Source organism: Paraburkholderia sp. RL17-347-BIC-D, from assembly GCF_046027915.1.
GTDB lineage: Bacteria > Pseudomonadota > Gammaproteobacteria > Burkholderiales > Burkholderiaceae > Paraburkholderia.
The window spans coordinates 340,591-366,931 of sequence record NZ_JARESS010000003.1; the positions used below are offsets into that span (position 1 = coordinate 340,591).

The following is a 26,341-nucleotide window of genomic DNA, read 5'->3' on the forward strand; positions in this document are numbered from 1 at the left end:
CGCATCACATTACGTCATACCTCAGCAGTTTTCCGCGTTCTTTACGCAACCTCGTTTCTTCCCCGAAAGTGCCGATCTGACCGGCTTTGCCCGTGGCGGCGCGCCTTCGCGTGAGCCATGACGTAAATGCATGCCGCGCATGACAAAGTTTCGATTGTGACGGTTCTTTGGCTGATGCCTAATCACCAAACCGGAAGGGACCGCCGCGCAGCTGGCCGTTCCATGAATCCGCTGCCGGATGGAGAAAGGGAGAAAGCCTTATGCAGAGCGCCACGCAAGCCCGCTCGAAGTTGCCTGACGTAGGCACGACGATTTTTACCGTGATCGGCCAGCTGGCCGCTCAGCACGATGCGCTGAATCTGTCGCAAGGCGCGCCGAATTTCGCGCCGGACGCCAAACTGATCGATGGCGTCGCTCAAGCCATGCGCGCCGGTCATAATCAGTACGCGCCGATGGCCGGCATCGCCGCCTTGCGCGAAGCGCTCGCCGACAAGGTCGCCACGCTGTACGGCGTGCGCTACGACCCGGCCAGCGAAGTGACCGTGATCGCTAGCGCGAGCGAAGGGCTGTATTCGACGATCAGCGCATTGGTGCATCCCGGCGACGAGGTGATCTACTTCGAGCCCTCATTCGACAGCTACGGTCCGATCGTGCGGCTGCAAGGCGCCACGCCCGTTGCCATCAAGCTGTCCTTGAGCGACTTCCGCGTGAACTGGGACGAGGTCGCTGCCGCGATCACGCCGAAGACCCGCATGATCATCATCAACACCCCGCACAATCCGACTGCGACCGTTTTCAGCGAAGCCGACGTCGAGCGCCTGAAGGCCATTACGCGCAACACCGATATCGTGATTCTCGCCGATGAGGTGTACGAGCACGTGGTATTCGACGGCGCAAAGCATCAAAGCATGGCGTGTCATTCCGAACTCGCGGAACGCAGCGTGATCGTCTCGTCGTTCGGCAAGTCGTATCACGTAACCGGCTGGCGCGTCGGCTATTGCCTCGCGCCCGCAGCGTTGATGGACGAGATTCGCAAAGTCCATCAGTTCATGGTGTTTTCCGCCGATACGCCGATGCAGTACGCGTTCGTCGACGCATTGGCCAATCGCGAAAGCTATCTCGGCTTGTCCGCGTTCTATCAGAAGAAGCGCGATCTGCTCACGGAGGCACTGCGCGATTCGCGCTTCGAGTTGTTGCCGAGCGAAGGCAGCTTCTTCATGCTCGCGCGTTTTCGTGGTTTCTCCGAAGAAAGCGACAGCGATTTCGTGCTGCGGTTGATTCGCGATGCACGGGTTGCGACCATTCCGCTGTCGGCGTTTTATACCGATGGTACGGACTCCGGCTTGATCCGCCTGAGCTTCTCGAAGGATGATGCGACCTTGATCGAAGGCGCGCGGCGTCTGTGCGAGATCTGATCGGATAGGCAACGGCAACACGCGACGGCTGCATTTTTGAACGCAGTATGATCGTCGCGCGGGCACGCATCAGCGCGCCGCGGGACGGCGTGACAACAAATTCGAAGGGACAGGGATCTGCTATGAAATTGCTCAAGCCTCTTTTGGCGCTGGCCTGTGCATTCGCGTCGCTCGCGGCGTCGTCGGGTGCAAACGCTGCCGATACGTTGCGTTTCGGCCTCGAAGCGCAATATCCGCCGTTCGAATCGAAAGGCCCGAACGGAGAGTTGCAGGGTCTGGATATCGACGTCGGCAACGCGGTTTGCGTCGCCGCGAAGATGACGTGCAAATGGGTCGAGACCTCGTTCGACGGGCTGATTCCCGCGCTGCAAGGCCGCAAGTTCGACGCGATCAATTCGGCGATGAACGCGACCGAACAACGCCGTCAGGCGATCGATTTCACCACCGTTGTGTATCGCGTGCCGACGCAGTTGATCGCCAAACGCGACAGCGGTCTGCTGCCGACGCCGGCCTCGCTGAAGGGCAAGCGCGTGGGTGTATTGCAGGCGTCGATTCAGGAAACCTTCGCGAAGACGCATTGGGAATCGGCGGGCGTGAGCGTCGTGCCGTATCAGGACCAGAACCAGGTTTATACGGATCTCGTGGCGGGCCGTCTCGACGCGACGCTCGTGCTGGCGCCGGCCGGCCAGACAGGTTTTCTATCGAAGCCGAGCGGCAGTGGTTACGCCTTCGTGGGTGAACCGGTACGCGACGACAAGATCCTCGGCAGCGGCATTGCATACGGGATTCGCAAGGGCGATACGGCGCTGCGTGACCGCCTGAATGCGGCGATTGCGAAGGTGCAGGCCGATGGCACCGTGAAGACGCTGGCCGCGAAATATCTGGGCAATATCGACGTCACGGCGAAGTAATTTGTCGCGCGTGTCCGCACGCGCCGCGATATCCAGGTTGCTCGTGAGTCTGCTTGTTGATGGTGCGTTTGACGGCTACGATACGTAGGCCTTGCTGCGGCGAGGTCTACGCAACCATCGGAGAACGCGCGGATGAACGAGATCACGGAGGCGGCACTTCGAGCGAAAAGCGCTTCCGCGCCGCGGTTCTGGCGCGATGATGCGTTGCCGTTTATCGAGGTGCGCTCCATTGAAGACGGTCGCGACGTCTGCTACGCCAAACACTCGCACGAAACGTTTTCTATCGGCGCCGTCACGGGTGGACGCAGCGAGTATCTGAATCGCCACGCGCGTGAATGGATCGGCGCGGGCGCAGTCGTCATGATGAACCCCGACGACGTGCACGCGTGCAATCCAGTCGCTGACGAGCGCTGGTCATATCGCATGATGCATGTCGACGTGGCATGGCTCACGGGCTTGCAACACGAGTTGGGTTTCAGCGAGAACCACGCGTTTCGCGCGTTCTCGCAGACCCTGTCCACGGACGCGGAATTGTTCGACGGATTAAACCGGCTGCATGCGATTCTCGTCGACGATGACACCGACACATTGCGCAAGCAAAGCGCGGCCATCACCTTTTTCTCCGAAGTACAAAACAAGCTGAATCCGGCGGTCTTGCCGGATCACGACGCGAGCCGCCAGCTCACGCGCGCAGCCGAATTCATCGCTGAAAACTGCACGCGGTCGCTGAAGCTGGAGGATATTTGCGAGGCGGCTGATCTGTCCGCGTCGCATCTGATTCGCGCTTTCAAGCAACGCTACGGCATGACGCCGCACGCTTACCTGATCAACCGGCGTATTCAGTACAGCCGAGCGCAACTCAGGCGCGGGCGCGTGATCGCGGATGTTGCGCTCGACGCCGGTTTTGCCGACCAGGCGCATTTGCAGAGGATCTTCAAGCGGCTGGTCGCGGCGACGCCGGGGCAGTATCGCAGTTGAATCCGTGGGCTGCGCGGCGTCCTCACGCTACAAGCAGATAAAGCGCACTCGCCGCGAGCAATGCTGCCATCACACGATTGAAAAACCTCACGCGCCGCGCTTGCTGCAAGTATTTGCGCAGGAACGTGCCGGCATACGCCCAACTGGCGATCGACACGTAACAGATCACGAAGTACACGACGGTGAATTGCCAGACGAGCCTGCCGTCGCCGTCGGCTGCATAGGCGCCCATGCCGGCCAGCGACGCGAGCCAGGCTTTCGGATTGAGCCATTGCATCGCCGCGCCATAAGCGAACGACGGTCCACGAGCCGGTTTGTCGGCGCCGAGTTGGCCGTCGTCGACGGCGAGTTTGTAGGCCATATAGAGCAGGAAGCCCACGCCCGCCCATTTGACGACGATGATCAGGTTGGGGAAGTGGGCGAGCAGTTCATGCAGTCCCAGGCCGATCAGCAGAAGCAGGACGGTGAAACCGACGGTCGCGCCGGTGACATGTCGCATGCTCGCGACAAGCCCGTGCTGGGCGCCGGCGCTGAGCGCGACGATGTTCACCGGGCCCGGAGAAATCGAGCTGGCCAGCGCAAAGGCGGCCATGGAGAGTAAAGCGGTCATCGGATGCCTCGATACGGATGCGCGCAGGATTTGCGACGGTCAACGGTATCGGGCGAAGGGGCGTGGTGTATTGAAGGAAATTGCTATGGCGGGCCCGTATCGTTGCGATTCCGGGCCTCGTCGCCTTAGCGAGGGGTGATGCGGCACCACTGATAAGGGAAGACGCCTTGGCCGACATAGGCTCTGTAAGCGGTGCAGGAGCCGGCGTCGATGACGAAACCATGCCGCTCTAACGCGGGTCGCGCCTGTTCGATCAATTGGGCATTCTCGCCGGCCACATCGCGCACATCATCCTGCCGGATGTCGAGCCGGCACACGCGCTTGTCGGTAGCGTTGGGCGTCCATCGCAGGCTCGCGTGAAGGTGCAGGCGATCAAGCGCAGCTTGCATCGCGTTGCAGCCCTTCACGCCTTCCGTTAGGCCGAGAGCGTCTGCGATCTGATCCATCTTCGCTACGTTGTCGACGCGCCAGTTGTAGCGGCCTTCGATGATCGCGTATGTAGGACCACCGCGAGAACGCACGATGTCCGCTATGTGCTGATCGAACTGAGGAGAGAACGGAAAGCTGCCGTCGATCTGCGTGAACGCGACCGACGCGGGAAAGAACTGCACGATCCAACCCCAAGGCGGATTCCCGCCGACGATAACCGCCGTCGTGTTCTGCGGACTGTCGAGCGCGGGCACGTCGGCACGGTAGCCCGCCCTTGCCCAGTGCTCGTGCCCCCATGTCTCGACACCGCCGGCCACGACAGCCAACGTCGTGACACTAAGCAACCATGCGGCCACCCGCCGCGCGGTCAGATACGGCAAAAGCCGATTGAGCAGCAGATACGCGACGAGCGGAGTCAGCGTTTCGATCGGAACGACGTAGCGGTAGATGCTGAAAACGATCATCCACAGGAAGTAGCCCAACGCCACGAAGGTGATGACATAGACCGCTCGCAGATTCAATCGGCGCGATGGGACCCGTCTGCGCACCAGTTCCGCGAACCGGGTAGCGGCAAGCATCCAGAACAGCACGTACACGATCGGCCAGATGATCTGATGCAGGCGCGCTTGTCCGACGCGCTTCGAATCGAGCGCAAATATGAACGGCCAAAGAACGTATTCGAGCGCGCTTTTCGGCAGCCACGATTGATCTGCGACGCCGCCTGGCGGAGTGAGCGGATTGGGGAAGATCGAGCTGAACTGCGGAAAGAACGGGTTGCCGAACGTGTGCCACATTACGGCCATCCAGTAACCGCTCGCAGCAAGCAAGCCGGCGAGCGCGCCAACACCGAACAGGAACGCGGCGCGCACGCGTGCGAACGGACCTGCCGGCAACAGCAGCAGCCCTGCGCACAGGGCGAGAGCAAACGGCGCATTGGTCAGCTTGAGGCCCATGCCCAGCCCGACGATGAGCCCGCCGCCGACCAGAGCTGCGGCGGTGGCCGCCGACCACGCCGTCAACCTGTCCCACAGATGCAGGATGAGCAGCAGTGAGGCGAGCACGAATAGCGTGGTCGTGTCGTCGCCCATGGAATTGCCCAAACCGGAGAGAAAATTCGCCGTCAGAATGCCCGCTGCGGCAAGCAGCAAAGGCGTGCGGTTCGCATCTTCGGGTGCGAGCTCCGGCAGCGTTCGTCGGATGATCGACAACAGCAGCACGAAATTGAGGCCGTGCAGCGCGCCCATGATGAAGCCCGCCAGCGGCGCGGGAAAAGCCCGATTCAACGCGTAGTAGAAGACATCGAGCATTGGATTGAAGTAGGTCTGCATACCGGCCGCCGCGAAGTCGGTATGCAGCTTGTCGTTCAGGAACGCGAAGCCGTTGTACTGGTGGTAGTTGAAGCCGTCCCAATTGCGGTCCTGGCCGAGAAAAAGCGACCACAGGCCGAATAGGATCGGCACCCACACGCGCGCGGCGGCTGTCAGGCGAGGGTCGTTGAGATCCCATGACAAAGCCCGCCGCCAGAGTGAGCGGGAGCGGGCAGGACGGTCGGTTGTGTTCATGTTTTTATCGTTGCTTGAGAAGCCAAAGCTTTGCGCCGATCGAGTTGATGGCGATGCCAGCCGACACGATATCGGAAGCCGGCTGCGCAAGGGGCGGCCTAAACAGTGCCTGCTTGGCGCCCAGAACGCAAAAAGCCCGGTCGCAAGGACCGGGCTTTTTGCTTTGATTCTTTGGTGGGGCGTGAGTGACTCGAACACTCGACCTACGGATTAAGAGTCCGCTGCTCTACCAACTGAGCTAACGCCCCCAACAGAAGCGAAATTATGCAGTAACTTTTTTGGCTTGCCAAGTCCCTTTAGCAGATTTCTTAAAAATATTTGCATCCGCGGCCCCGAGGCATTCCTCGACGGACGCGTTGTCGTGAAAAAGGCGCTGCCTGCATCGTGCCGGTATCATGTCGCGGACACCTTGCCGCACGAAGCCTCGCGCGGCTTTCGACCGGGGATTGCCATGGATGACAAAGAGATTATCGAGTTGCTCGACCGCATCCTCGCGCCATGGGTCCGTGCGCTCACGCTGACGCCGGTCAAGGTCGATGAGGAGGGCGCCACGCTGCGTCTGCCGTTCTCGGGCGGGCTGCGTCATGCGGGCGGTGTGATCTGCGGCCAGGTATTCATGGCCGCGGCGGACACGGCCATGATCGTCGCCATTTCAGCCGCGCTCGGCGGTTTCAAACCGATGACCACCGTCTCGCTCAACATCAATTTCATGCGCGCGGTGCGCAAGGGCGACGTGCTGATCACCGCCCGCGTGTTGCGCATGGGCCGCAATCTGGTGTTCGGCGAAGTCGAATTATTCGACGAATCCGGCAACATGGCCGTCCACGCCACCACCACCTACGCGCTGCTCGACTAAAACCGGCCAGAGAGCCGCATTAGAGGAAAAACCAGGATGTTCGATCAGGTCGTATTCGCCGGCGGTGGCAATCGCTGCTGGTGGCAGGCGGGTTTCTGGGACGTGATCCAGCCGGAATTGCGGATCCGGCCGCGCGTCATCACCGGCATTTCGGCCGGCGCCGCCACCGCGTGCATGCTCTACACGCGCGATTCCGACTGGGTCATGCGCTATTACGAAGACGCGCTGCGCCACAACACCCGCAACGCCTACTGGGGCAATTTGCTGTGCGGCGAGTCGGTGTTTCCGCATTACCGCATCTACCGTCAGGCGCTGCTCGACATCTACGGCGAGAAGTTTTCGACGCTCGCCGACGCGCCGGAAATCCGCATCGGCGTATCGCATCTGCCGCGCTGGCTCGGCGCGCGTAGCGCGGTTGCCGCTGGCTTGATCGCGTACAACATCGAAAAATACGTGCGCAAGACGCTGCATCCGACGCTCGGTCAGACGCTCGGCTTTCACCCGGAATTCGTGCGCGCGCAGGATTGCGCGAGCGTCGAGGATCTGGCGGATCTGATCCTGCAATCGTCGAGTACGCCGCCTTTCACGCCGGTTCTGCGGCGCAACGGCCGGCCGGTGCTGGATGGCGGAATGGTCGATAACGTGCCGGTCGGCGCGCTCGATGCCGAGGCGCCGGGCAACGTGCTGGTGATGGTCACGCGCCTCTATCCGCGGCCGCAGATGTTCGTCGTGCCGCACGGCGTACAGCAACGGCTCTATGTGCAGCCGTCGCGCAAAGTGCCGATTTCGAGTTGGGATTACACGAGCCCTTCGCAGATGGTGCACGCGTACAACCTCGGCCGTGCCGACGGCGAGACTTTCCTGGAACGCATGCCCGATCTGCTGGAAGCCGGTGCGCACGAAGCAGCGCGATGAGTTGAGTGGCGGCGGCGCTGATCCAAACGGCGACAACCGCGCCGCATGAATCCGCTCGGCGCTCCTCGCGCCGCGAAGCCCTGGCGTTTTTAACGCCGGCGGCCGCCCTGCAAAGCTTCCGGATTTGCCACGCTGGCCGTTTCGCCAGCGTCGAAGGCCAGAATATTCTTGAATGCCGCGGTGAAATACTGCTCGTAGCTTTCGCGTTCCACATAGCCGATATGCGGCGTGCAGATCACGTTTTCCATGCGCAACAGGCTGTAGCCCTGCAGAATCGGCTCGCTTTCGTAGACGTCGATCGCGACCATGCCCGGACGGTTGTGCGAAAGCGCGTTCACCAGCGCGTTTTCGTCGAGCAGTTCGGCCCGGCTCGTGTTCACGAGCAGCGCGGTCGGCTTCATCCGCATCAGGTCTTCCTGTTTGACGATGCCGCGCGTGTCGTCGTGCATGCGCAAGTGCAGCGACAGCACATCGCTTTGCTCGAACAGTGCCTCGCGGCTCTCCGCTACGCCGAAACCATCAGCGCGAGCGGCTTCGCGCGAATGCTCGCGGCCCCAGATCAAGACGTTCATGCCGAACGCCTTGCCATAACCGGCCACCAGCCGGCCGATCTTGCCATAACCCCAGATCCCCAGCGTCTGGCCACGCAATACCTGGCCCAAACCGAAGTTCGGCGGCAGCGCCGATGTCTTCAGGCCGGACTGCTGCCAGGCTCCTTGCTTAAGGTTTGCTACGTATTGCGGAATCCGCCGTTGGGCGGCCATGATGAGAGCCCACGTCAACTCGGCAGGCGCGAACGGTGAGCCGGTGCCTTCCAGCACGGCAATGCCACGCTCGGTACACGCGTTCAGATCGATGTGGCTCGAGACCTTGCCGGTCTGACTGATCATGCGCAAACGCGGCAATTTATCGAGGAGTTGTGAGCTGATGCGGGTGCGTTCGCGAATCAGGACGAGGGCGTCGACTTCGGAAAGACGGCTTGCCAACTGGCCGAGACCGCGGACGGTGTTGTTGAAAACCTTGACCTCATGGTCGGCCAGCAATTGAAAGCAGTCGAGCTTGCGAACGGCGTCCTGGTAATCGTCGAGGATGGCAATCTTCATGGTATGTGTCTTGCGACGCACCTTGGTGGTGCGGAACGGAGTGTTATGCTGACTGTCCCACCATGTGACCTAGGTCACATGCCGGTCTGGCTGAATGCCTTACCGTAGTAGCTACCGCACAGAATGGCAGCGCCACGGCAAGGCGGATTGACATCGTTTTTAACAGTTTGTTGCGTGTTGAGGCAAGCCGCTTTACAGACGGTTGCAGAAGCCCGTCGGCTGGCGTCTCCGCTCAACAGGCTGTGTAGCCCGGAACGACCTGCACAATTGTGCGTCGGGTAGCAGGAACCCGGCGTGAAGAATTGAATGCCTCTCGCATGCAGCGTCTCTGGGCTTGTACCGTTTTTTCTATTGCTTTTTCAAAACGGAGACAAGTCGATGAACCACCCCTCATTCGAAGGACAGCCCACTATCGAGGCGCCCGCGTGGGTCAAACACCGAAAGCTGCTCGACTGGGTCCAGCGCGTTGCCGCGAAGACCAAGCCGGACAGGATCGTCTGGTGCGACGGTTCGCAGGAGGAATACGACCGGCTTTGCGCGCAGATGGTCGAAGCCGGCACGCTCAAGAAACTCAATCCCGCCAAACGTCCCAATTCTTATCTCGCATGGTCCGATCCGTCCGATGTGGCGCGCGTCGAAGACCGCACCTTCATCTGCTCGCAGCGCCGCGAAGACGCGGGTCCCACCAATAACTGGATCGCTCCGGCCGAAATGCGCTCGACGCTCGACGGCCTGTTCGAAGGCGCGATGCGCGGCCGCACCATGTACGTGGTGCCGTTTTCGATGGGCCCGCTCGGTTCACCGATCGCGCATATCGGCGTCGAATTGAGCGACAGCCCGTACGTGGTCACCAACATGCGCATCATGACGCGCATGGGCCGCAAGGTTTACGACGTGCTCGGCGAAGACGGCGAGTTCGTGCCGTGCGTCCATTCGGTCGGCGCGCCGCTCGCGGCCGGCGCGAAAGACGTGCCGTGGCCGTGCAACGAAACCAAATACATCGTCCACTTCCCTGAATCGCGGGAAATCTGGAGCTACGGCTCGGGGTACGGCGGCAATGCGCTGCTGGGCAAAAAGTGCTTCGCGCTGCGCATCGCGTCGACCATGGGCCGCGACGAAGGCTGGCTCGCCGAGCACATGCTGATTCTCGGCGTGACCTCGCCGGAAGGGCGCAAGCATCATGTCGCGGCGGCGTTTCCGTCGGCGTGCGGCAAGACCAACTTCGCAATGCTGATCCCGCCGGAAGGCCTGAACGGCTGGAAAATCTCCACGATCGGCGACGATATCGCGTGGATCAAACCGGGCAAGGACGGGCGCCTGTACGCGATCAACCCGGAAGCCGGCTACTTCGGCGTGGCGCCGGGCACGAGCGAAAAGACCAACTTCAACGCGATGGCCACGTTGAAGGAAAACGTGATCTTCACGAACGTCGCGCTCACCGACGACGGCGACGTCTGGTGGGAAGGCATGACCGACGAAGCGCCCGCGCACCTGATCGACTGGCAAGGCAAGGACTGGACGCCGGCCGGCGCGAAGGAAAGCGGCCGCAAGGCGGCGCACCCGAACGCGCGCTTTACGGCGCCGGCCTCGCAATGCCCGTCCATCGACCCCGACTGGGAAAATCCGGCGGGCGTCGCGATCGACGCGTTCATCTTCGGCGGGCGCCGCTCCACCACCGTGCCGCTCGTCACCGAGGCGCGCAACTGGGTGGAAGGCGTCTACATGGCGGCGACCATGGGTTCCGAAACGACTGCCGCCGCGGCCGGCCAGCAGGGCGTGGTGCGTCGCGATCCGTTCGCGATGCTGCCGTTCTGCGGCTACAACATGAGCGACTATTTCGGTCACTGGCTGAAGACCGGCGAGCGTCTGGAGGAACTGAACGCGAAGCTGCCGAGAATCTTCTGCGTCAACTGGTTCCGCAAGGGCGCGGACGGCAAATTCGTCTGGCCGGGCTTCGGCGAGAACATGCGGGTGTTGAGCTGGATGGTCGGCAGGATCGAAGGCTCGGCTCAAGGCGAGGAACATGCTTTCGGCGTGTCGCCGCACTACGAGGACATCGACTGGAGCGGGCTGAATTTCAGCCGCGAACAGTTCGAGCAGGTCATTTCCGTCGACGACGCAGCCTGGCGCGCGGAACTCGCGCTGCACGCCGAGCTGTTTGACACATTGCAGCAAGGCCTGCCGCCGGCGCTAACGGAGGCCAAACGCGCGCTCGAAGGGAAACTTGCCGCGTGATCAGGTGAGTATTCACTCCGCACGAAAACCGCCTTCGGGCGGTTTTTTCTTTGCGGTCCACGTCGCACTGCGATTTTTTCTGATTTCGCAATGCCGGAAGGGCTGTTGCGTCTGTTCGAACAAAAATGACAGTTCAAGCTGCACTGCAGCAGATTGTTTCCCTTCAAGGAACAATCGATGGTCACGCCCCACATTGGTGAAGACAGTCGCACAAATATCGACAATATTTCCGCTTTCGCGGGCAACTTCTGCACGATTTCGCGAGTCGTAGGAGAATTCCAAGTTCGCTTCACTGGTTTTCACTAATTGTCAGGAAGCAGTAACACGGCAGGAGTTGTCTTATGGATCATTTGCAGTCGATGCGAGTTTTCGTCAGAGTGGCGGATCTCGGCAGTTTTGCCCGCGCTGCGAGCGCGATGGATATTTCCAACGCAGTTGCCACCCGTCACGTTGCCGACCTCGAAGGCCGTCTAGGTACGCGACTGCTCAATCGCACCACCCGCAGCCTGTCTCTGACCGAATCAGGCCAGGTTTATCTCGAGCGCGCGCGCCAGATTCTCGACGAACTGGAAGACGTCGAGCAGATGGTGGTCGCGCGCAATCACGAGCCCGTCGGCACGTTGCGGATCGTCGCACCGGTCGTGTTCGGGCTGCACAATCTGGCGCCCGTGCTCCAGACGTACGCGGAGCGCTATCCGAAAGTCATCCCCGACGTCACGCTGGTCGACCGCCAGGTCGATCTGGTCGAAGAAGGCTTCGACGTGGGTGTGGTGATCGCGCGGCAAATGCGCAGCGCGAGCATTGTCACGCGGCGTCTCACCACGGGTTGCATGACGGTGTGCGCTACGCCGGCATATCTGGAGAAGCACGGCATGCCCACGCGTCCGGAGCATCTGCTCGAGCATCCGTGCCTGAGCCTGCCCTCCGAATATTGGGGCGACGAGCGTGTGTTCACCGGGCCGGAAGGCGAAGTGCGCGTGCGTCCGTCGAACGTGATCGTTGCGAACAACACGGAAATGCTGCGTCAGTTTGCGTTGCTGGGCATGGGCATCGCGATTCTGCCGAGCTATCTGATCGGCCGTGACATGACGCGCGGCAGGCTCGTACGCCTGCTCGGCGATTACCGGTTGCCGCAGGTCGAGATCAACATCGCGTATCCGAGCCGCCGTCACTTGCCGGCGAAAGTGCGCACGTTCATCGACCATCTGGTCGAGCATTTCAGCCAGACGCCGAACAGCCTGCTGGGTGAACAGTGGATCAAGGAGGACGGCCTCGGCCGGGCCGCCACGACGACGGCGCTCGATTCCGCGGAATCCATGCCGCCGGAAGCATTTGACGGCGCTGAGCCGCTCTCACGCCTGCTGGACAGCGAGTTATCGCCGCTGCCGAAGACGCTGGCCAAGACGACGCCTCGTACACGGCCCACGGCTTTGTCGCCGCTGTAAGTATTGGATCGATCAAGCCGGGAAAGCCGCCGCTAGGCGCTTGCCGGCGGACAAACAAAAAGGCGCGGTCACGTTATGTGATCGCGCCTTTTTTCATGGCAAGTCCAGATGAAGCAAGCCGGAAGAGAATCTTCTTCCGGCAGCCGGTTCGAATTACGAGCCGGTTTTACGCGCCACCGCCTTCTTGGCGGGGGCTTTCTTGGCCGCCGGTGCTTTTTTCGCTGCGGCCTTTTTGGCTGCTGGCGCGGCCTTTACCGCCACCGGCGTTTCACCGTCCTCGGATTCCGATTCCGACGCTGCGTTGGCCGCCGCCTTGGCCGCCGCGGTCTTCGCGGCAGTCTTTGCCGACGGCTCCTTCTTCTCGAACTCGAAGCCGATCTTGCCGTCGTTCTGCTTGACGAGGAAGGCCTTGAAGTTACGGCCGGTACGCGACGACTTGAAGTTCGTCAGCAGATCCGTGCGGCCTTCTTCGAGCAGCTTGGCCATCTGTTCGCGGGCGATTTCCTGCTGCAGGATCACCTTGCCAGAGCGGAAATCGCAAGTCTTCGGATTGGCGACCGAGTTCTCGCAGACGTAGCTCATGCCGTGCTCGAACACGCGGCCCTTGCACTTCGGGCACGCGCCCACCGGTTGCTGATCGGAGAAGTCAGGCGGTTCGCCGTCTTCGCCGCCCGCGTCCTGGCCGAAGTCGAATTCGAGTTTGTAGTTCTTGATTTCGTCGTCGAGCGAGAGCTTCAGGATTGCCGAGAACGGCCGGCCCATCTTGCTGCGGAAGCCCGACAGCGGCCCGATCGTCTTGTTCTGCAGCAGCTCTTCGACTTCCGGGATTTCGAACTGACGTCCGCCCGGGATTTTCGAGATCGAGAACTCGCATTTCGAGCAGGCAAAGCGCCGGTAGTTTTCCTTCACCTGACCGCCGCAATTCGGACATGGCGTCTGCAACGTCGCGTAATCACCCGGGATCGTGTCGGAATCGTACTCTTTCGCGCGCTTGACGATGGTCTGCGTCATGCGGGCGATTTCCTGCATGAACGCGTCACGTGGCAGGTTGCCACGTTCCATTTGCGACAGCTTATATTCCCACTCGCCGGTCAATTCCGGCGCCGTCAGTTCCTTCACACCGAGGCCGCGCAAGAGCGTCATGAGCTGGAAAGCCTTGGCGGTCGGAATCAGATCGCGGCCTTCGCGAATCAGATATTTTTCACCCAGCAACCCTTCGATGATCGCCGCACGCGTGGCCGGCGTGCCGAGCCCCTTGGCCGCCATCGCTTCGCGCAGTTCGTCGTCTTCGACGAGCTTGCCCGCGCCTTCCATGGCCGACAGCAAGGTGGCTTCGTTGTAGCGTGCGGGCGGTTTCGTCACCAGTTGCTGGGCGGCGATCTTGTCCGTCTTGACCTTCTCGTCTTTTTGCACCGGCACGAGGTTGGCGTCTTCGCCGCTGATCTCGCGGCCATAAACCTGCAACCAGCCCGGCTCGACCAGCACCTTGCCTTCGGTCTTGAAGTGATGCCCGACCACTTCCGTGATGCGTGTCGTCACCTTGAATTCGGCAGCCGGGAAAAACACCGCGAGGAAGCGCTTCACGACGAGGTCGTAGAGCTTTTGTTCCGGTTCGGACAGATTCTTCGGTGCTTGCAGCGTCGGGATGATTGCAAAGTGGTCGCTGATCTTCGAGTTATCGAAGATGCGCTTGTTCGGCTTCACCCAGCCCTTGTCGAGCACCTGCTTGGCGAACGGCAGATAGTTGTTGCTCTCGTTGAGCATGCCGAGCGTCTCTTTGACCGTATCCATATAGTCTTCCGGCAGCGCGCGCGCGTCGGTACGGGGATAGGTCAGCACCTTGTGCTTTTCGTACAGCGCCTGGGCGAGGCCCAAAGTGTTCTTCGCCGAGAAGCCGAAGCGGCCGTTGGCCTCGCGCTGCAAGCTGGTCAGGTCGAACAGGGCCGGCGAGAGCTGCGTGGACGGCTTCGATTCCTCGGTCACCGTGCCGATCTGGCCACGGCAGGCGGCGACGATCGTCTCAGCCGCGGGCAGCGCCCACAGACGCGAATCGCGTTTTTCCGGATCGAACTCGTCGCGCTTGAATTTCGGATCGAACCAGCGGCCTTCGTAGAAGCCGGCCGAGCAGACGAACTCCGCTTTCACTTCCCAATAATCGCGCGGCACGAAGCGGCGAATCTTCTCTTCGCGCTCGACCACGATCGACAGCGTCGGCGTTTGCACCCGCCCGACCGTAGTCAGGAAAAAGCCGCCGCCCTTGCTGTTGAACGCGGTCATTGCGCGCGTGCCGTTGATGCCGACCAGCCAGTCCGCTTCCGAGCGGCAGCGCGCCGCATCCGCGAGCGGCTGCATCTCTTCGTCGCTGCGCAGACGGGCGAAGCCGTCGCGGATTGCGCCCGCCGTCATGGATTGCAGCCACAGGCGCTGCACCGGCTGCTTGGCTTTCGCGTGCTGCGCGATCAGTCGGAAGATCAGTTCGCCCTCGCGCCCCGCGTCACATGCGTTGATCAGGCGGTCGACATCTTTGCGCTTGAGCAGCTTGGTCAGCACCTTCAGGCGCGACTCGCTTTTGGCGATCGGGTTGAGATCGAAGTGCGGCGGAATGACGGGCAGATTGGCGAAACTCCACTTGCCGCGTTTGACTTCATAGTCTTCGGGCGCGGCAATTTCCAGCAGATGGCCGACTGCCGAGGAAAGGACGTAGTCGTCGCTCTCGTAGTATTCGTCATGCTTGGTAAAGCCGCCCAAAGCGCGCGCGATGTCGTTCGCGACGGAAGGCTTTTCGGCGATGATCAGTGCTTTGGACATGACTCGATGTGAGGTTGGTAGATCAGGGTTGATGGCCGTGAGTGCGCTTCTGTTAGCGCGACCCTCGTTTGCGACCTTTGCGACCCATTAACGACCGCTTTATAGCACACGGCGCGAGACCGGCGTGTCAAGTGCGATAAAAGCGCGAAATCATAATTGCGTGCTCAGGCATCAGGCAAGCTGCGACAAACACCTTGTGCACCGCTCGCAACGCCCGGGCCGCTGGGCTCGCAAACCGGCGAGCCTGAATCAGGCGACAGCCAGCGCGGGCCGCAGTTTCGGCGCGCCGCTGACGCCGGGCACGGCCGTCAAATCAGACAACATCCGTTCCACAATCGCCGCCTGCGGCAAAACGGTGCCGAAGAATCGTGTCGTTACCGAGTCTTCGATCAGGATGGTCGGAAAATTCTCCACATCCAGATCCTCGAAACGGTCCGCATGGGTCTCTATATCGATCCATGCGAAACAGATTTCCGGGTGCCGGTCGGCCAGCTTGTCGAAAGCGTCTCGATACTCCCGGCAGGTTCCGCACCATTCCGCGCACAGGCAGGCAACGAACAGCGTCTCGGATTCGTTGACGCGCTCGGCGATCCGGTCTTGGTCGGTGTCGAGGTTTAGCGCGGGCATGGTGGTTCCTTGCGTACTTTTGTCAGGTGCTTTGGCGCGAATGTAGCATGGCCGATCCCGAATGGTGGTCAACTCTGATCAATGCGAGGTCAGCCGTGGCTCGTCCGCATGAAGCGGCCGCCGGGCAGCACGCTCACCTGGCCGGCGAGTTCGAGTTGCAGCAAGGTGGTTTGCAGTGCCGCGTCCTCCATCTCGGTGCGGGTGGCGAGAATTTCAAGCGTGGTGGGCGAATGACCGAGCGCGGCGAGGAGGCGCTGTGCTTCCGGGGCGACCGGTGGGCAAGGCGGCGCGGCGACCGGCGTCGCAGAACCTGCCGCTGCTGCTTCGGTCGGAGATGGTTCTGCCGTCTGTGCTCCAGCCGACTTGGGCTCGCCTGCTACCGTCCCGCTGACCGCTGATGTATTCGGTGAATCGACACCGCCCCAAAGAACGGCATGCGCCGACCCCGACGCCACCCGCGGCGCTGCCCGCCGCGCAAAGCCCAGCTCCTCCAGCACTTCATCCGGCGTTTCCACCAGCTTCGCGCCCTGCTTGATGATTCGATGACACCCGCGCGAGAGCGGTGCGTGAATCGAGCCGGGCAGCGCGAAGATATCGCGTCCCATCTCATTGGCGAGCCGCGCCGTGATCAGCGAACCGGAGCGCATCGCCGCTTCGACGATCACCACGCCGCTGACGAGCCCGGCGATCAGACGGTTACGCTGCGGGAAATTGGCGGCGCGCGCGGGCGTGCCGAGCGGCCATTCGGAGAGAATCGCGCCCTGTACCGCGATCTGGCGCGCCAGCGCGTGATGCGCCGCCGGATACACGAGGTCCGCGCCGGTACCGATCACGGCGACGGTGCCGCCGACGCCCTCTAACCCGCCCCGATGCGCGGCGCCGTCGATGCCGAGCGCGAGCCCCGAGACGACGGTGACACCGGCCACCGACAGCTCGCGCGCGAACCGCTCCGCGTCTTCGACGCCTTGTGGTGTAGCGCTGCGGCTTCCCACGAGGGCGACTGCTCGCGTATGCAACAGTTTCAATCGGCCCTTTATATATAGCAGCGGCGGCGGATCGGGCATGGTCAGCAGCGCCGGCGGGTAAGCGGGGTCGTCGAGCGTCACGACCTGATTGCCGGGTTGCTCGCGCCACGCGATCACCGCGTCCAGCTGGGCCTCGAATCCGGGGCCCGTCGGCGCCAGCGCCGCGCGTGCCGCGGCTTCACCAGCAATCTCGGCGAGCGCCTCGGGCGTTTGATCGAAAATCGCTTTCGGCAATCCAAACGCGCCCAGCAGTAGGCGCAGCGCAGCGGGTTTCAGCCCCGGCGCGAGCGCAAGCCGCAGCCATGCGGCGAGTTCAATTTCGGTTGCGGGCAAGGTGTGCATTACGTGTCGATCCTCCTGCAGGGCCAGCGGGCAGGCGGGCGCCATGCTAAAATTTTCATCATCCGAAATAACTGCGGCGCCGCGCCCACCCGCGCGGGCTCGTCGTTTGGCGCACGAGGCGCGTTGAATCGAACCGGTTCGACACCATCTATCCTCTGCGTAACGCGACGGGCTCACAACCTGGCCGAAAGGCCAACGCGGGCCTTCCCACGGTCAGCGGCGCCCGAAAATCACACTCGAGATCATGGCTTTACTGAATATCCTCAACTACCCGGACAAACGGCTGCACAAGATCGCGAAGCCGGTCGCGGAGGTCAACGACCGCATCCGCCGCCTCGTCAAGGACATGGCCGAAACCATGTACGGCGCGCCCGGCGTCGGGCTGGCCGCGACCCAGGTGGACGTGCACGAGCGCGTGATCGTGATCGACGTGTCGGACGACCACAACGAACTGCTCGCCTTCATCAACCCCGAAATCATCTGGTCGAGCGACGAAAGGAAGCTGTCGGAAGAGGGCTGTCTCTCGGTGCCGGGCATTTACGACAATGTCGAGCGCGCCGAGAAAGTGCGCGTGCGGGCGCTCAACGAGAAGGGCGAAACCTTCGAGATGGACTGTGAAGGCCTGCTCGCGGTGTGCATCCAGCACGAAATGGATCACCTGATGGGCCGCGTGTTCGTCGAGTACCTGTCGTCGCTGAAGCAGACGCGCATCAAGAGCAAGATGAAGAAACTCGCCCACGCAATGTAATTCGCGTTCACCTCGCCTACCACTCCCGTTCATGAGTCATTCGTTGCGCGTTATCTTTGCCGGTACGCCGGAGTTCGCCGCGGCCGCGCTGGCCGCGATTCACAGCGCCGGTTTCCCGGTGCCGCTCGTGCTGACCCAGCCGGATCGGCCCGCCGGACGCGGAATGAAATTGCAGGCGAGTCCGGTCAAGCGCTATGCGCAGGAGCATGGCTTGACCGTCGCCCAGCCGCCTTCGCTGCGCCGCGCCGGCAAATATCCAGCCGAAGCCGCCGCCGCGATCGATCAATTGCGCGCCACGCCGCACGACGTCATGGTGGTGGCCGCTTACGGCCTGATCCTGCCGCAGGAAGTGCTCGATATTGCGCCGCTTGGCTGCATCAACATTCACGCATCGTTGTTGCCGCGCTGGCGCGGCGCAGCGCCGATTCATCGCGCGATCGAAGCGGGCGACGCCGAAACCGGCATTACGCTGATGCAGATGGATGTCGGCCTCGACACCGGCGCGATGATCTCCGAAGCGCGCACCGCGATTTCCGTCGACGACACGACGGCCACCTTGCACGACCGTCTCGCGCAAGACGGCGCGAAGCTGATCGTCGAGGCGCTGATCGAACTCGAGCGCACAGGCAAACTGGCGGCGACCCCGCAGCCCGCGGACGGCGTGACCTACGCGGAAAAGATCGGCAAGCAGGAAGCCGCGCTCGACTGGCGCCGCCCGGCGGCGGTGCTCGCGCGCCAGGTGCGCGCGTTCGACCCGTTCCCTGGCGGTGTCGGCACGCTTGAAGACGGCACGTCGATCAAGCTCTGGGCTGCGGTTCCCAGCGACGCGCAAGCCAGGAGCGCACCGGGCACGATCACCGACATCTCTCCCGACGGCGTGGTCGTAGCCTGCGGCGAAGGTGCGCTGCGTCTCACGCAATTGCAGAAACCCGGCGGCAAACGCCTGCCGGTGCGCGAATTCCTGGCCGGCTCGACGCTGGCTGTGGGGCAGCGCTTTCAACTTCCCGAAGCAAAGTAACACCGTCGCGCACGACCTGAACATCGTCCATTCGGACGATGTTCAAGACCCCGCTGGACAGGCCTGCCGCGCGTTAGAATCCTCCATGCAATAGCCCGGATTTCGAGGATTTCCATGTTCGGCATCACCCATTTCGAGTTTTTCGTCGCCGCGGTCTTTCTCCTGAACGTGACGCCCGGTCCCGATACGGCTTATATCGTCGGGCGCAGTGTCGCTCAAGGCCGTGGCGCGGGTCTCATGTCGGCGCTTGGCATTTCCGCCGGCTGCTGCGTTCACTCGCTCGCCTGCGCGTTCGGCTTGACCGCGCTGCTGGCCGCGTCGGCCACCGCATTCACGGTCATCAAGTTCGTCGGCGCTATTTATCTGATGTATCTCGGCGTGCGCCTGCTCTTCGCCAAGCCAGCCGCCAACCAGGCTGCGGGCGAAGCGCGCGCGGCCGGCGCGCCCAAATCGCTGCACCAGCTTTTCCTGCAAGGCTTCTGGACCAACGTGCTGAACCCCAAGGTGGTACTGTTTTTCGTGTCGTTCTTCCCGCAGTTCGTGACGACCGGCAGCGACCACAAAGCGCTTGCCTTCCTCACGCTCGGAGCGGTGTTCGTCGTGATGAGCATGCTCTGGAACAGTTTTGTCGCGTGGATCGCGGGCAGTGTGACGCGGCGCTTTTCGGGCCGGCCGTCGGTGAAGAAGTGGCTGGATCGCGGTGTCGGCAGCGCTTTCGTCGGCCTGGGCCTCAAGCTCGCCACCGCATCAAGATGATTGAATTTTCCCTGCGCGCCCATATCTAACATTTCGCTTACAATCGAGCGCCGCGATCACGCGGTGCAGATTTGAACCCCGCGTTAGGGCAAGGAGTTGCAGACATGTTCAATTGGGTCAAAACCGCGATGTTGATGGCCGCGATCACGGCCCTTTTCATCGTGATCGGCGGGATGATCGGCGGGTCGCGCGGCATGACGATCGCGCTCGTGATCGCCCTTGGGATGAATTTCTTTTCGTACTGGTTCTCCGACAAGATGGTCTTGCGCATGTACAACGCGCAGGAAGTCGACGAAACCAGTGCGCCGCAGTTCTATCGCATGGTGCGCGAGCTCTCCACGCGCGCCGGACTGCCCATGCCGCGCGTCTACCTGATCAATGAAGACGCGCCGAACGCGTTCGCCACAGGCCGCAATCCGGAGCATGCGGCGGTCGCTGCCACAACCGGCATTCTGCGCGTGCTGTCCGAGCGCGAAATGCGCGGGGTCATGGCGCACGAACTCGCGCACGTGAAGCATCGCGACATTCTGATCTCGACCGTTTCGGCCACCATGGCCGGCGCCATTTCCGCGCTGGCGAACTTCGCGATGTTCTTCGGCAGCCGCGACGAAAACGGCCGTTCCACGAACCCGATCGCGGGCATCGCCGTAGCGCTGCTGGCGCCGATCGCCGGTGCGTTGATCCAGATGGCGATTTCGCGGGCACGTGAATTCGAAGCGGATCGTGCCGGCGCGCAGATTTCCGGCGACCCGCAAGCGCTCGCTTCGGCGCTCGACAAGATCCATCGTTACGCGAGCGGGATTCCGTTCCCCACGGCCGAGCAGCATCCGGCCACCGCGCAAATGATGATCATGAATCCGCTGTCGGGCGGCGGCATCGCGAATCTGTTCTCCACGCACCCGGCCACCGAAGAGCGCATCGCGCGTTTGATGGAAATGGCGCGTACGGGGCGCTTCGAATAACGCCGCGCGGCACTCGCGCGGTGTGAGGAAGGGCGAGTCGGCTGACTCGCCTTTTTTATTCCGGCGCGACGGAGCGTGAGCTAGTGATGGCGCTGCGGATCACGTGAACATCATTCCCGTCACCGGCGTCTGAAGGTCCGCACCGGATCTTTGACCCTGCGCTTCAAATGCCGGTCTTCCCGCCTGCCGTGGATTTGCAATCGCTACGCTTATGGACTGCCCGCGGGCCGGTGCGTCGCGCCATCCCAAGTTCGCACCAAATCGCAGAACCCGCCCTCCAGCCCCACACTTTCCCGTTCGTCGCAGATCCGCGGTCGGCTCGCTCATAGACCGCCCGCCGGCCCGCTCCCCGCGCCACGCTACAATGTGTGCTGATTGTGTCGCGCGCTCCCGCGCGGCCCGCTTTAGCCTTCTTCATGACCACAAAGCCTTCTTCGCGTACTGCTTCCTCATCGGCGCGTCCGCGCGAATCACGTTTGTCGATGCTGCATCTCGCGCCGGAATCGCTCGGTTTCGCGCTCGACTGCGCGGGCCAGGCGGTCGGCGCCGTGCGTCTCGGCGCAGCCTTGCCGGCCGCGCTGCAATCCGTCTTCGTGTCCGCGCCCGAGGGCAACGCCGCCGCCGCGCGTGGCGCGGTGCAGGACATCGCGTACCGCACCATGCGGCGTCTCGCGACCGCCGAGTGGCTGATCGCGAAGCTGGTGAAAAAGGCGCCTCCGCCGCACGTCGGCCATGTGCTCGCCTGCTCGCTGGCCCTGCTCGTCGACGACGAAGCGAACGCTGCCTACGCGCCGTTCACGGTGGTCGATCAGGCGGTGAACGCGATCGGCGCACGTCGTGAATTCGCCTTTGCGAAGGGCCTCGTCAACGCCGTCCTGCGCAATTTTCTGCGCGAGCGCGAAACGCTGTTGAACGCCGCACAGGCCGATGACGTGGCGTGCTGGAACTACCCGGCATGGTGGATCGACGCGGTCAAACGCGCGTGGCCCGACGCATGGCAGTCGGTGCTCGCCGCCGGCAACACGCAAGGCCCGCTGACGCTGCGGGTGAACGCGCGTCACTCGACAGTCGACGCCTATCTGCAAGTGCTGCAAAACCATCACATTGCCGCGAGCAAGGCCGGCGACTACGCCGTCAAGCTCGTCATGCCGATGCCGGTCGACCGCATTCCGGGTTTCAACGACGGCGTCGTCTCGGTGCAGGACGCCGGCGCGCAACTCGCCGCACAATTGCTCGGCGTGCGCGACGGCATGCGCGTGCTCGACGCCTGCGCGGCGCCCGGCGGCAAGACGGGCCATCTGCTCGAACTCGCCAAACTCCAGCTCGTCGCGCTCGAAAGCGATGCGTCGCGCGCGCGTCGTATCGGTGAAAATCTGCAGCGCCTCAAGCTCGAAGCGGAAGTGCGGATCGGCGACGCGGGCGCGCCGGCGAAATGGCACGACGACATCGACCAGCCGTTCGACCGCATTCTGGCCGACGTGCCGTGCTCGGCGTCGGGCATCGTGCGGCGCCATCCGGATATCCGCTGGCTGCGCCGCGCGTCGGACATTCCCGCGTTGGTCGCCGAGCAGCGCCGCATTCTCGACGCCCTGTGGCCGCTCGTGAAGCCAGGCGGCGAGTTGCTCTACGTTACGTGTTCGATCTTTCCGGAAGAAGGCGAGTTGCAGGCGCAGTGGTTTGGAAACAAGTATCAGGATGCGGTACGATTGGACGCGCCGGGGCAACTGTTGCCTTCAGTCGCTCGCGCGCCCGCCGACACATCGGCCGGTTCTCATGCCGGACAGCCCGCTGAAGACAGCGCCGGCGCGAACTCAGACCACGACGGATTTTTCTACGCGCGCTTTCAGAAACGGTGACCATCAAACGCTTCTTCCCGCTTCGGCTCGCTGCCGTGCTCTGGATCGCGCTGGCCGTATGGCTGGCGGCGCCGGGCGTGGCGCACGCTGACTCGATCGCGGTCCAGCGTGCGTCGCTGCAATCCGACAACACCGGCTGGAATCTCGACGCGCGTTTCGACTTCGATCTGAACAGCAACCTCGAAGACGCGGTCAATAAAGGCATTCCGCTTTATTTCACGACCGACTTCGAACTGAGCCGGCCGCGCTGGTACTGGTTCGACGAGCAGCCGGTGAGCGTGTCGCAAAGCATTCGCCTGTCGTTCCAGCCGCTCACGCGCGAATATCGCGTGTCGAGCGTGTCGTCCGGCGGTTTGCAGCTCGGCTTCACTACGCTCAAGGATGCGCTCGCAGTGATCAAGCACATCACGTCGTGGCACGTGATCGACCGAAGTGAAGTGCGTGTCGGCGAGACTTATAACGCGTCGGTGCGTATGCAACTCGACATCGCGCTGATGCCCAAGCCGTTCCAGATCGACGCGGTGAACAACCGCGACTGGAACCTCGCGTCCGAATGGAAGCGCTTTACCTTCACGGTGACCGAACGTGCTAAATAAAGTGCGCTCCGCTACCAGTGTCAGCAGCATCGTCGTGCGCGTGCTGGTGTCGACGGTCGCCGTCACGGCCGTGTTGCTGCTCGTGCTGCTGGCCGCGGCCAGCGCGAACACCGAATTCTTCGACCGCTATTACCAGTGGCTCTACGCGGCCAACCTCGTGGTCGCGATGATCTTTTTGCTGGTGGTGGCGACGCTCGTCATCATCATCATCGCGCGGCTGAGGAAGGGTAAGTTCGGCACGCGGCTATTGGCCAAACTTGCGTTCTTCATGGCGCTGGTCGGCGTGGTGCCCGGCGGGATCATCTACGTCGTGTCGTATCAGTTCGTGTCGCGCAGTATCGAGTCGTGGTTCGATGTGAACGTCGAAACAGCGCTCACGTCCGGTTTGAATCTCGGGCGCGGCATGCTCGACGCGTCACTGTCCGATCTGCAGACCAAGGGCCGGTTGATGTCGGAACAGTTGGCGAGCGCGGATGCCGCCGGCACCACGCTTACGCTGCTGCGTCTGCGCGATCAGTTCGGCGTGCAGGATGCGACGATCGTCGAACCCACGCGCAGCATGTCCGGTGCGACGCCCGAAATGCACGTGGTCGCGCAGGCATCGGGCAACTACGCGACGCTTGTGCCGAACGATTTGCCCACGCCGTTGATGATCGATCAGGCGCGCGGCCGCGGCTATGCGGCGATCGAAGGCGAAGTGGACGGCGATCCTCACGCGCATGGCAGCAAGGGCGTGTTGCGGCTGCGCGTGGTGCAACGTATCCCCGATGCGAATGCCTCGCTGCTGCAGCCCACCGAACGCTTCCTGCAACTCACGCAGCCGGTGTCGCCCACGCTCGCGCGTAATGCCGACGCGGTGCAGCGCGCCTATCGCGAGTACCAGGAGAAGGCGCTCGGCCGCACGGGTCTGCGCAAGATGTATATCGGCACGCTGACGCTCGCGCTGTTCCTCGCCACCTTCATCGCAATGATGCTGGCGCTCGCGCTTGGCAACCAGCTCGCGCGGCCGTTGTTCCTGCTGGCGCAAGGCACCAAGGAAATCACGGAAGGCGATTACACGCCGAAGCGGGAAATCAAATCGCGCGACGAACTGGGCTTTCTCACGCAGTCGTTCAACGCGATGACGCGGCAGTTGTCCGAAGCGCGCGCGGCGGTCGAGAACAATCGCATTGCGCTCGAACATTCGAAGGCGTATCTGGAAAGCATTCTCGCGAACCTGACCGCCGGGGTGTTCGTGTTCGACCGCCAGTTCAGGCTGACCACCGCGAACCGCGGCGCCGAGCGGATTTTCCGTCAGCCGTTCCAGGCGGTGATGGGTTCGGCGCTGGATCAGATCGGCGTGCTGAGCGAATTCGGCGGTATGGTCCGCAAGGCGTTTGCCGATCGCGAAGCGGCGAGTGGCGATGGTCACGACGATCGCGGCCACTGGCAGCAGCAGTTCTCGGTGCAGGTGCCGGGCGAAACCGAGCCGCTCACCTTGCTCGTGCGCGGCGCGCGGCTCGTCTCCGCGACTGACCGCGATGCGGAAGACATGCAGACCTCCGGCTACGTCGTGGTGTTCGACGATATCTCGGACGTGATCTCCGCGCAGCGTTCGATCGCGTGGGGTGAAGTCGCGCGGCGGCTCGCACACGAGATCAAGAATCCGCTCACGCCGATCCAGCTCTCGGCCGAACGTTTGCAGATGAAGCTCGCCGACAAGCTGTCGCCATCCGATGCCGACGTGTTGAAGCGCGGCGCGACCACGATCGTGAACCAGGTCGCCGCGATGAAGCAGATGGTCGACAACTTCCGCGACTACGCGCGTACGCCGCCAGCGGTGCTCGCGCATTTGCAACTGAACGATCTGGTCAGCGAAGTGCTCACGCTGTACGGTATCGAAGAGGGCAAGGGCGCTATTCAAGTGGAGCTCGCTGCTTTGCCGGCGATCCGTGGCGACGCGACGCAATTGCGTCAGGTGATTCACAACCTGCTGCAGAACGCGCAGGATGCGGTTGCGGACCTCGAGCATCCACATGTGTTGCTCGAGACGAGGACAGTAGAATACGGAGACCCCGACGCGGAAGGCAAAGTACACGTCGCGGTACGTCTGACGGTGTCGGATAACGGAGCGGGCTTTCCCGCGCGTATCCTCACACGTGCATTCGAGCCTTACGTGACGACCAAGGCCAAAGGTACGGGCCTGGGTCTTGCGATGGTCAAGAAGATCGTCGATGAACACGGCGCGCGCATCGACATCCGCAATCGTATGAAAGCGGGCGATGTCATCGAGGGCGCGCAGATTTCGATTCTCTTCCTTCAACTGGCAGACGATGCCGCGGCACCCGGAACAGGGCCGCGTCCGGCGCACGGCGGTGCGTCGCAGGGAAAGACAAAAGCAACAGTGCAGACAAAGGCAGCGTAAATGGCAACCATCCTGGTGGTAGATGATGAAATGGGCATCCGGGAATTGCTCTCGGAGATCCTGAGCGACGAAGGGCATGTCGTAGAGGCCGCGGAAAACGCGCAGGAAGCGCGCGAGTTCCGTTTGCGCCAGGCGCCGGACCTGGTGCTGCTCGACATCTGGATGCCCGACACCGACGGCGTGACCTTGCTCAAGGAATGGGCCGCGCAAGGGCAGCTGACCATGCCGGTAATCATGATGTCCGGGCATGCAACCATCGACACGGCGGTTGAAGCAACCAAGATCGGCGCACTCAATTTCCTCGAGAAGCCGATTGCGCTGCAGAAGCTGCTGAAGGCCGTCGAGCAGGGGCTCGCGCGCGGAACTGCGGTGGGTGCGCCCGGCGGCGCGGCAGCCAAGCCGGTGTTGCCGGTGAGTGCTTCGGCCGTGGCTTCGGCGGCGGCCTTGCCGATGCTCTCGACCGATGGCATGGGCAGCGGCGCGCTGGCTGCGCAAACGGCCTCGATCTCGTTCGACATTCCGCTGCGCGACGCACGCGATGCGTTCGAGCGCGCGTACTTCGAATATCACCTCGCGCGTGAGAACGGCAGCATGACGCGCGTGGCGGAGAAGACCGGGCTGGAGCGCACGCACTTGTATCGCAAGCTCAAGCAACTCGGCGTCGATCTCGGCAAAAACAAAGGCGAGTGAAGGTGAGTACCAAGCGGAAGTGAAGCCGGCGTTCCGCGCGCGGTTGTCAC

General features: G+C 62.5%; 22 protein-coding genes and 1 tRNA gene. 15 read left to right on the top strand and 8 right to left on the bottom strand.

Annotated elements, in window-relative coordinates:
• The first annotated feature begins 260 nt into the window (after positions 1–260).
• The 3 genes from P0D96_RS06990 (at position 261) to P0D96_RS07000 (ending at position 3,304) form a co-directional block, all read left to right on the top strand.
• Positions 261–1,415 (top strand): pyridoxal phosphate-dependent aminotransferase, encoded by a 1,155-nt coding sequence (locus tag P0D96_RS06990; RefSeq protein WP_132376435.1) that lies wholly within the window; start codon positions 261–263, stop codon positions 1,413–1,415.
• 122 nt (positions 1,416–1,537) lie between these two features.
• Positions 1,538–2,326, top strand: a complete 789-nt coding sequence (locus P0D96_RS06995; protein WP_408312630.1) for an ABC transporter substrate-binding protein — start codon at positions 1,538–1,540, stop codon at positions 2,324–2,326.
• Between the two features lie 132 nt (positions 2,327–2,458).
• Positions 2,459–3,304 carry a helix-turn-helix transcriptional regulator gene (locus P0D96_RS07000; protein ID WP_408312633.1) on the top strand — a complete coding sequence of 282 codons (846 nt, stop codon included), beginning with the start codon at positions 2,459–2,461 and terminating at the stop codon, positions 3,302–3,304.
• A gap of 22 nt (positions 3,305–3,326) precedes the next feature.
• Here P0D96_RS07000 and P0D96_RS07005 read toward each other — a convergent pair whose 3' ends face one another.
• The 3 genes from P0D96_RS07005 to P0D96_RS07015 all read right to left on the bottom strand — a co-directional run bounded on the left by P0D96_RS07005 (position 3,327) and on the right by P0D96_RS07015 (position 6,153).
• Complete coding sequence (locus P0D96_RS07005) at positions 3,327–3,914, bottom strand: LysE family translocator (protein ID WP_408312636.1); 588 nt, start codon at positions 3,912–3,914, stop codon at positions 3,327–3,329.
• 125 nt (positions 3,915–4,039) lie between these two features.
• Positions 4,040–5,905: a hypothetical protein gene (locus P0D96_RS07010; RefSeq protein ID WP_408312639.1), complete on the bottom strand. Its 1,866-nt coding sequence runs from the start codon at positions 5,903–5,905 to the stop codon at positions 4,040–4,042.
• A 172-nt stretch (positions 5,906–6,077) separates the two neighbouring features.
• Positions 6,078–6,153: transfer RNA gene (locus P0D96_RS07015), tRNA-Lys, on the bottom strand.
• A gap of 203 nt (positions 6,154–6,356) precedes the next feature.
• On the opposite strand from P0D96_RS07015, the gene P0D96_RS07020 reads away from it, so the two are divergent.
• The gene (locus tag P0D96_RS07020; RefSeq protein WP_310813407.1) at positions 6,357–6,761 is read left to right on the top strand and encodes a PaaI family thioesterase; all 405 of its coding nucleotides are present in this window, start codon (positions 6,357–6,359) and stop codon (positions 6,759–6,761) included.
• Positions 6,762–6,797: 36 nt separating this feature from the next.
• Entirely contained in the window at positions 6,798–7,676 is an 879-nt protein-coding gene (locus tag P0D96_RS07025; protein WP_408312642.1) for a patatin-like phospholipase family protein, read from the top strand.
• A gap of 89 nt (positions 7,677–7,765) precedes the next feature.
• Here P0D96_RS07025 and P0D96_RS07030 read toward each other — a convergent pair whose 3' ends face one another.
• Positions 7,766–8,779, bottom strand: coding sequence for a D-2-hydroxyacid dehydrogenase family protein (locus P0D96_RS07030; RefSeq protein ID WP_132376428.1), 1,014 nt, complete (start codon positions 8,777–8,779; stop codon positions 7,766–7,768).
• A gap of 378 nt (positions 8,780–9,157) precedes the next feature.
• Between P0D96_RS07030 and P0D96_RS07035 the strand changes: the two genes are divergently transcribed.
• Complete coding sequence (locus P0D96_RS07035; RefSeq protein ID WP_408312645.1) at positions 9,158–11,014, top strand: phosphoenolpyruvate carboxykinase (GTP); 1,857 nt, start codon at positions 9,158–9,160, stop codon at positions 11,012–11,014.
• Positions 11,015–11,026: 12 nt separating this feature from the next.
• Here P0D96_RS07035 and P0D96_RS07040 read toward each other — a convergent pair whose 3' ends face one another.
• Positions 11,027–11,296 (bottom strand): hypothetical protein, encoded by a 270-nt coding sequence (locus tag P0D96_RS07040; RefSeq protein ID WP_408312648.1) that lies wholly within the window; start codon positions 11,294–11,296, stop codon positions 11,027–11,029.
• A gap of 59 nt (positions 11,297–11,355) precedes the next feature.
• On the opposite strand from P0D96_RS07040, the gene gvmR reads away from it, so the two are divergent.
• A complete protein-coding gene (gvmR, locus tag P0D96_RS07045; RefSeq protein ID WP_408176254.1) occupies positions 11,356–12,459 on the top strand; it encodes a transcriptional regulator GvmR in 1,104 nt (367 codons plus the stop codon).
• A 153-nt stretch (positions 12,460–12,612) separates the two neighbouring features.
• On the opposite strand, the gene P0D96_RS07050 is transcribed toward gvmR, so the two are convergent.
• The 3 genes from P0D96_RS07050 to dprA all read right to left on the bottom strand — a co-directional run bounded on the left by P0D96_RS07050 (position 12,613) and on the right by dprA (position 17,261).
• Positions 12,613–15,267, bottom strand: coding sequence for a DNA topoisomerase III (locus P0D96_RS07050; RefSeq protein WP_408312651.1), 2,655 nt, complete (start codon positions 15,265–15,267; stop codon positions 12,613–12,615).
• Between the two features lie 249 nt (positions 15,268–15,516).
• The gene (locus P0D96_RS07055; RefSeq protein WP_132377009.1) at positions 15,517–15,894 is read right to left on the bottom strand and encodes a thioredoxin family protein; all 378 of its coding nucleotides are present in this window, start codon (positions 15,892–15,894) and stop codon (positions 15,517–15,519) included.
• A gap of 89 nt (positions 15,895–15,983) precedes the next feature.
• Positions 15,984–17,261: a DNA-processing protein DprA gene (gene dprA / locus P0D96_RS07060; RefSeq protein WP_408312654.1), complete on the bottom strand. Its 1,278-nt coding sequence runs from the start codon at positions 17,259–17,261 to the stop codon at positions 15,984–15,986.
• 244 nt (positions 17,262–17,505) lie between these two features.
• On the opposite strand from dprA, the gene def reads away from it, so the two are divergent.
• The 8 genes from def to esaR all read left to right on the top strand — a co-directional run bounded on the left by def (position 17,506) and on the right by esaR (position 26,291).
• On the top strand, positions 17,506–18,009 hold the full coding sequence (gene def / locus P0D96_RS07065; protein ID WP_132376423.1) for a peptide deformylase: 504 nt from the start codon (positions 17,506–17,508) through the stop codon (positions 18,007–18,009).
• Between the two features lie 31 nt (positions 18,010–18,040).
• Positions 18,041–19,027, top strand: a complete 987-nt coding sequence (gene fmt, locus P0D96_RS07070; RefSeq protein ID WP_408284445.1) for a methionyl-tRNA formyltransferase — start codon at positions 18,041–18,043, stop codon at positions 19,025–19,027.
• 114 nt (positions 19,028–19,141) lie between these two features.
• Positions 19,142–19,783 (top strand): LysE family translocator, encoded by a 642-nt coding sequence (locus tag P0D96_RS07075; RefSeq protein WP_408312657.1) that lies wholly within the window; start codon positions 19,142–19,144, stop codon positions 19,781–19,783.
• A gap of 104 nt (positions 19,784–19,887) precedes the next feature.
• Complete coding sequence (gene htpX, locus P0D96_RS07080; protein ID WP_132376420.1) at positions 19,888–20,745, top strand: zinc metalloprotease HtpX; 858 nt, start codon at positions 19,888–19,890, stop codon at positions 20,743–20,745.
• 416 nt (positions 20,746–21,161) lie between these two features.
• Positions 21,162–22,601, top strand: coding sequence for a 16S rRNA (cytosine(967)-C(5))-methyltransferase RsmB (gene rsmB, locus P0D96_RS07085; RefSeq protein ID WP_408312660.1), 1,440 nt, complete (start codon positions 21,162–21,164; stop codon positions 22,599–22,601).
• Positions 22,598–23,197 carry a DUF4390 domain-containing protein gene (locus tag P0D96_RS07090; RefSeq protein ID WP_408176246.1) on the top strand — a complete coding sequence of 200 codons (600 nt, stop codon included), beginning with the start codon at positions 22,598–22,600 and terminating at the stop codon, positions 23,195–23,197. Before rsmB ends, P0D96_RS07090 begins: the two co-directional genes overlap by 4 nt.
• On the top strand, positions 23,187–25,601 hold the full coding sequence (locus tag P0D96_RS07095) for a sensor histidine kinase (RefSeq protein ID WP_408176245.1): 2,415 nt from the start codon (positions 23,187–23,189) through the stop codon (positions 25,599–25,601). Before P0D96_RS07090 ends, P0D96_RS07095 begins: the two co-directional genes overlap by 11 nt.
• Complete coding sequence (gene esaR / locus P0D96_RS07100; protein ID WP_132376416.1) at positions 25,602–26,291, top strand: response regulator transcription factor EsaR; 690 nt, start codon at positions 25,602–25,604, stop codon at positions 26,289–26,291.
• Positions 26,292–26,341: the final 50 nt, after the last annotated feature.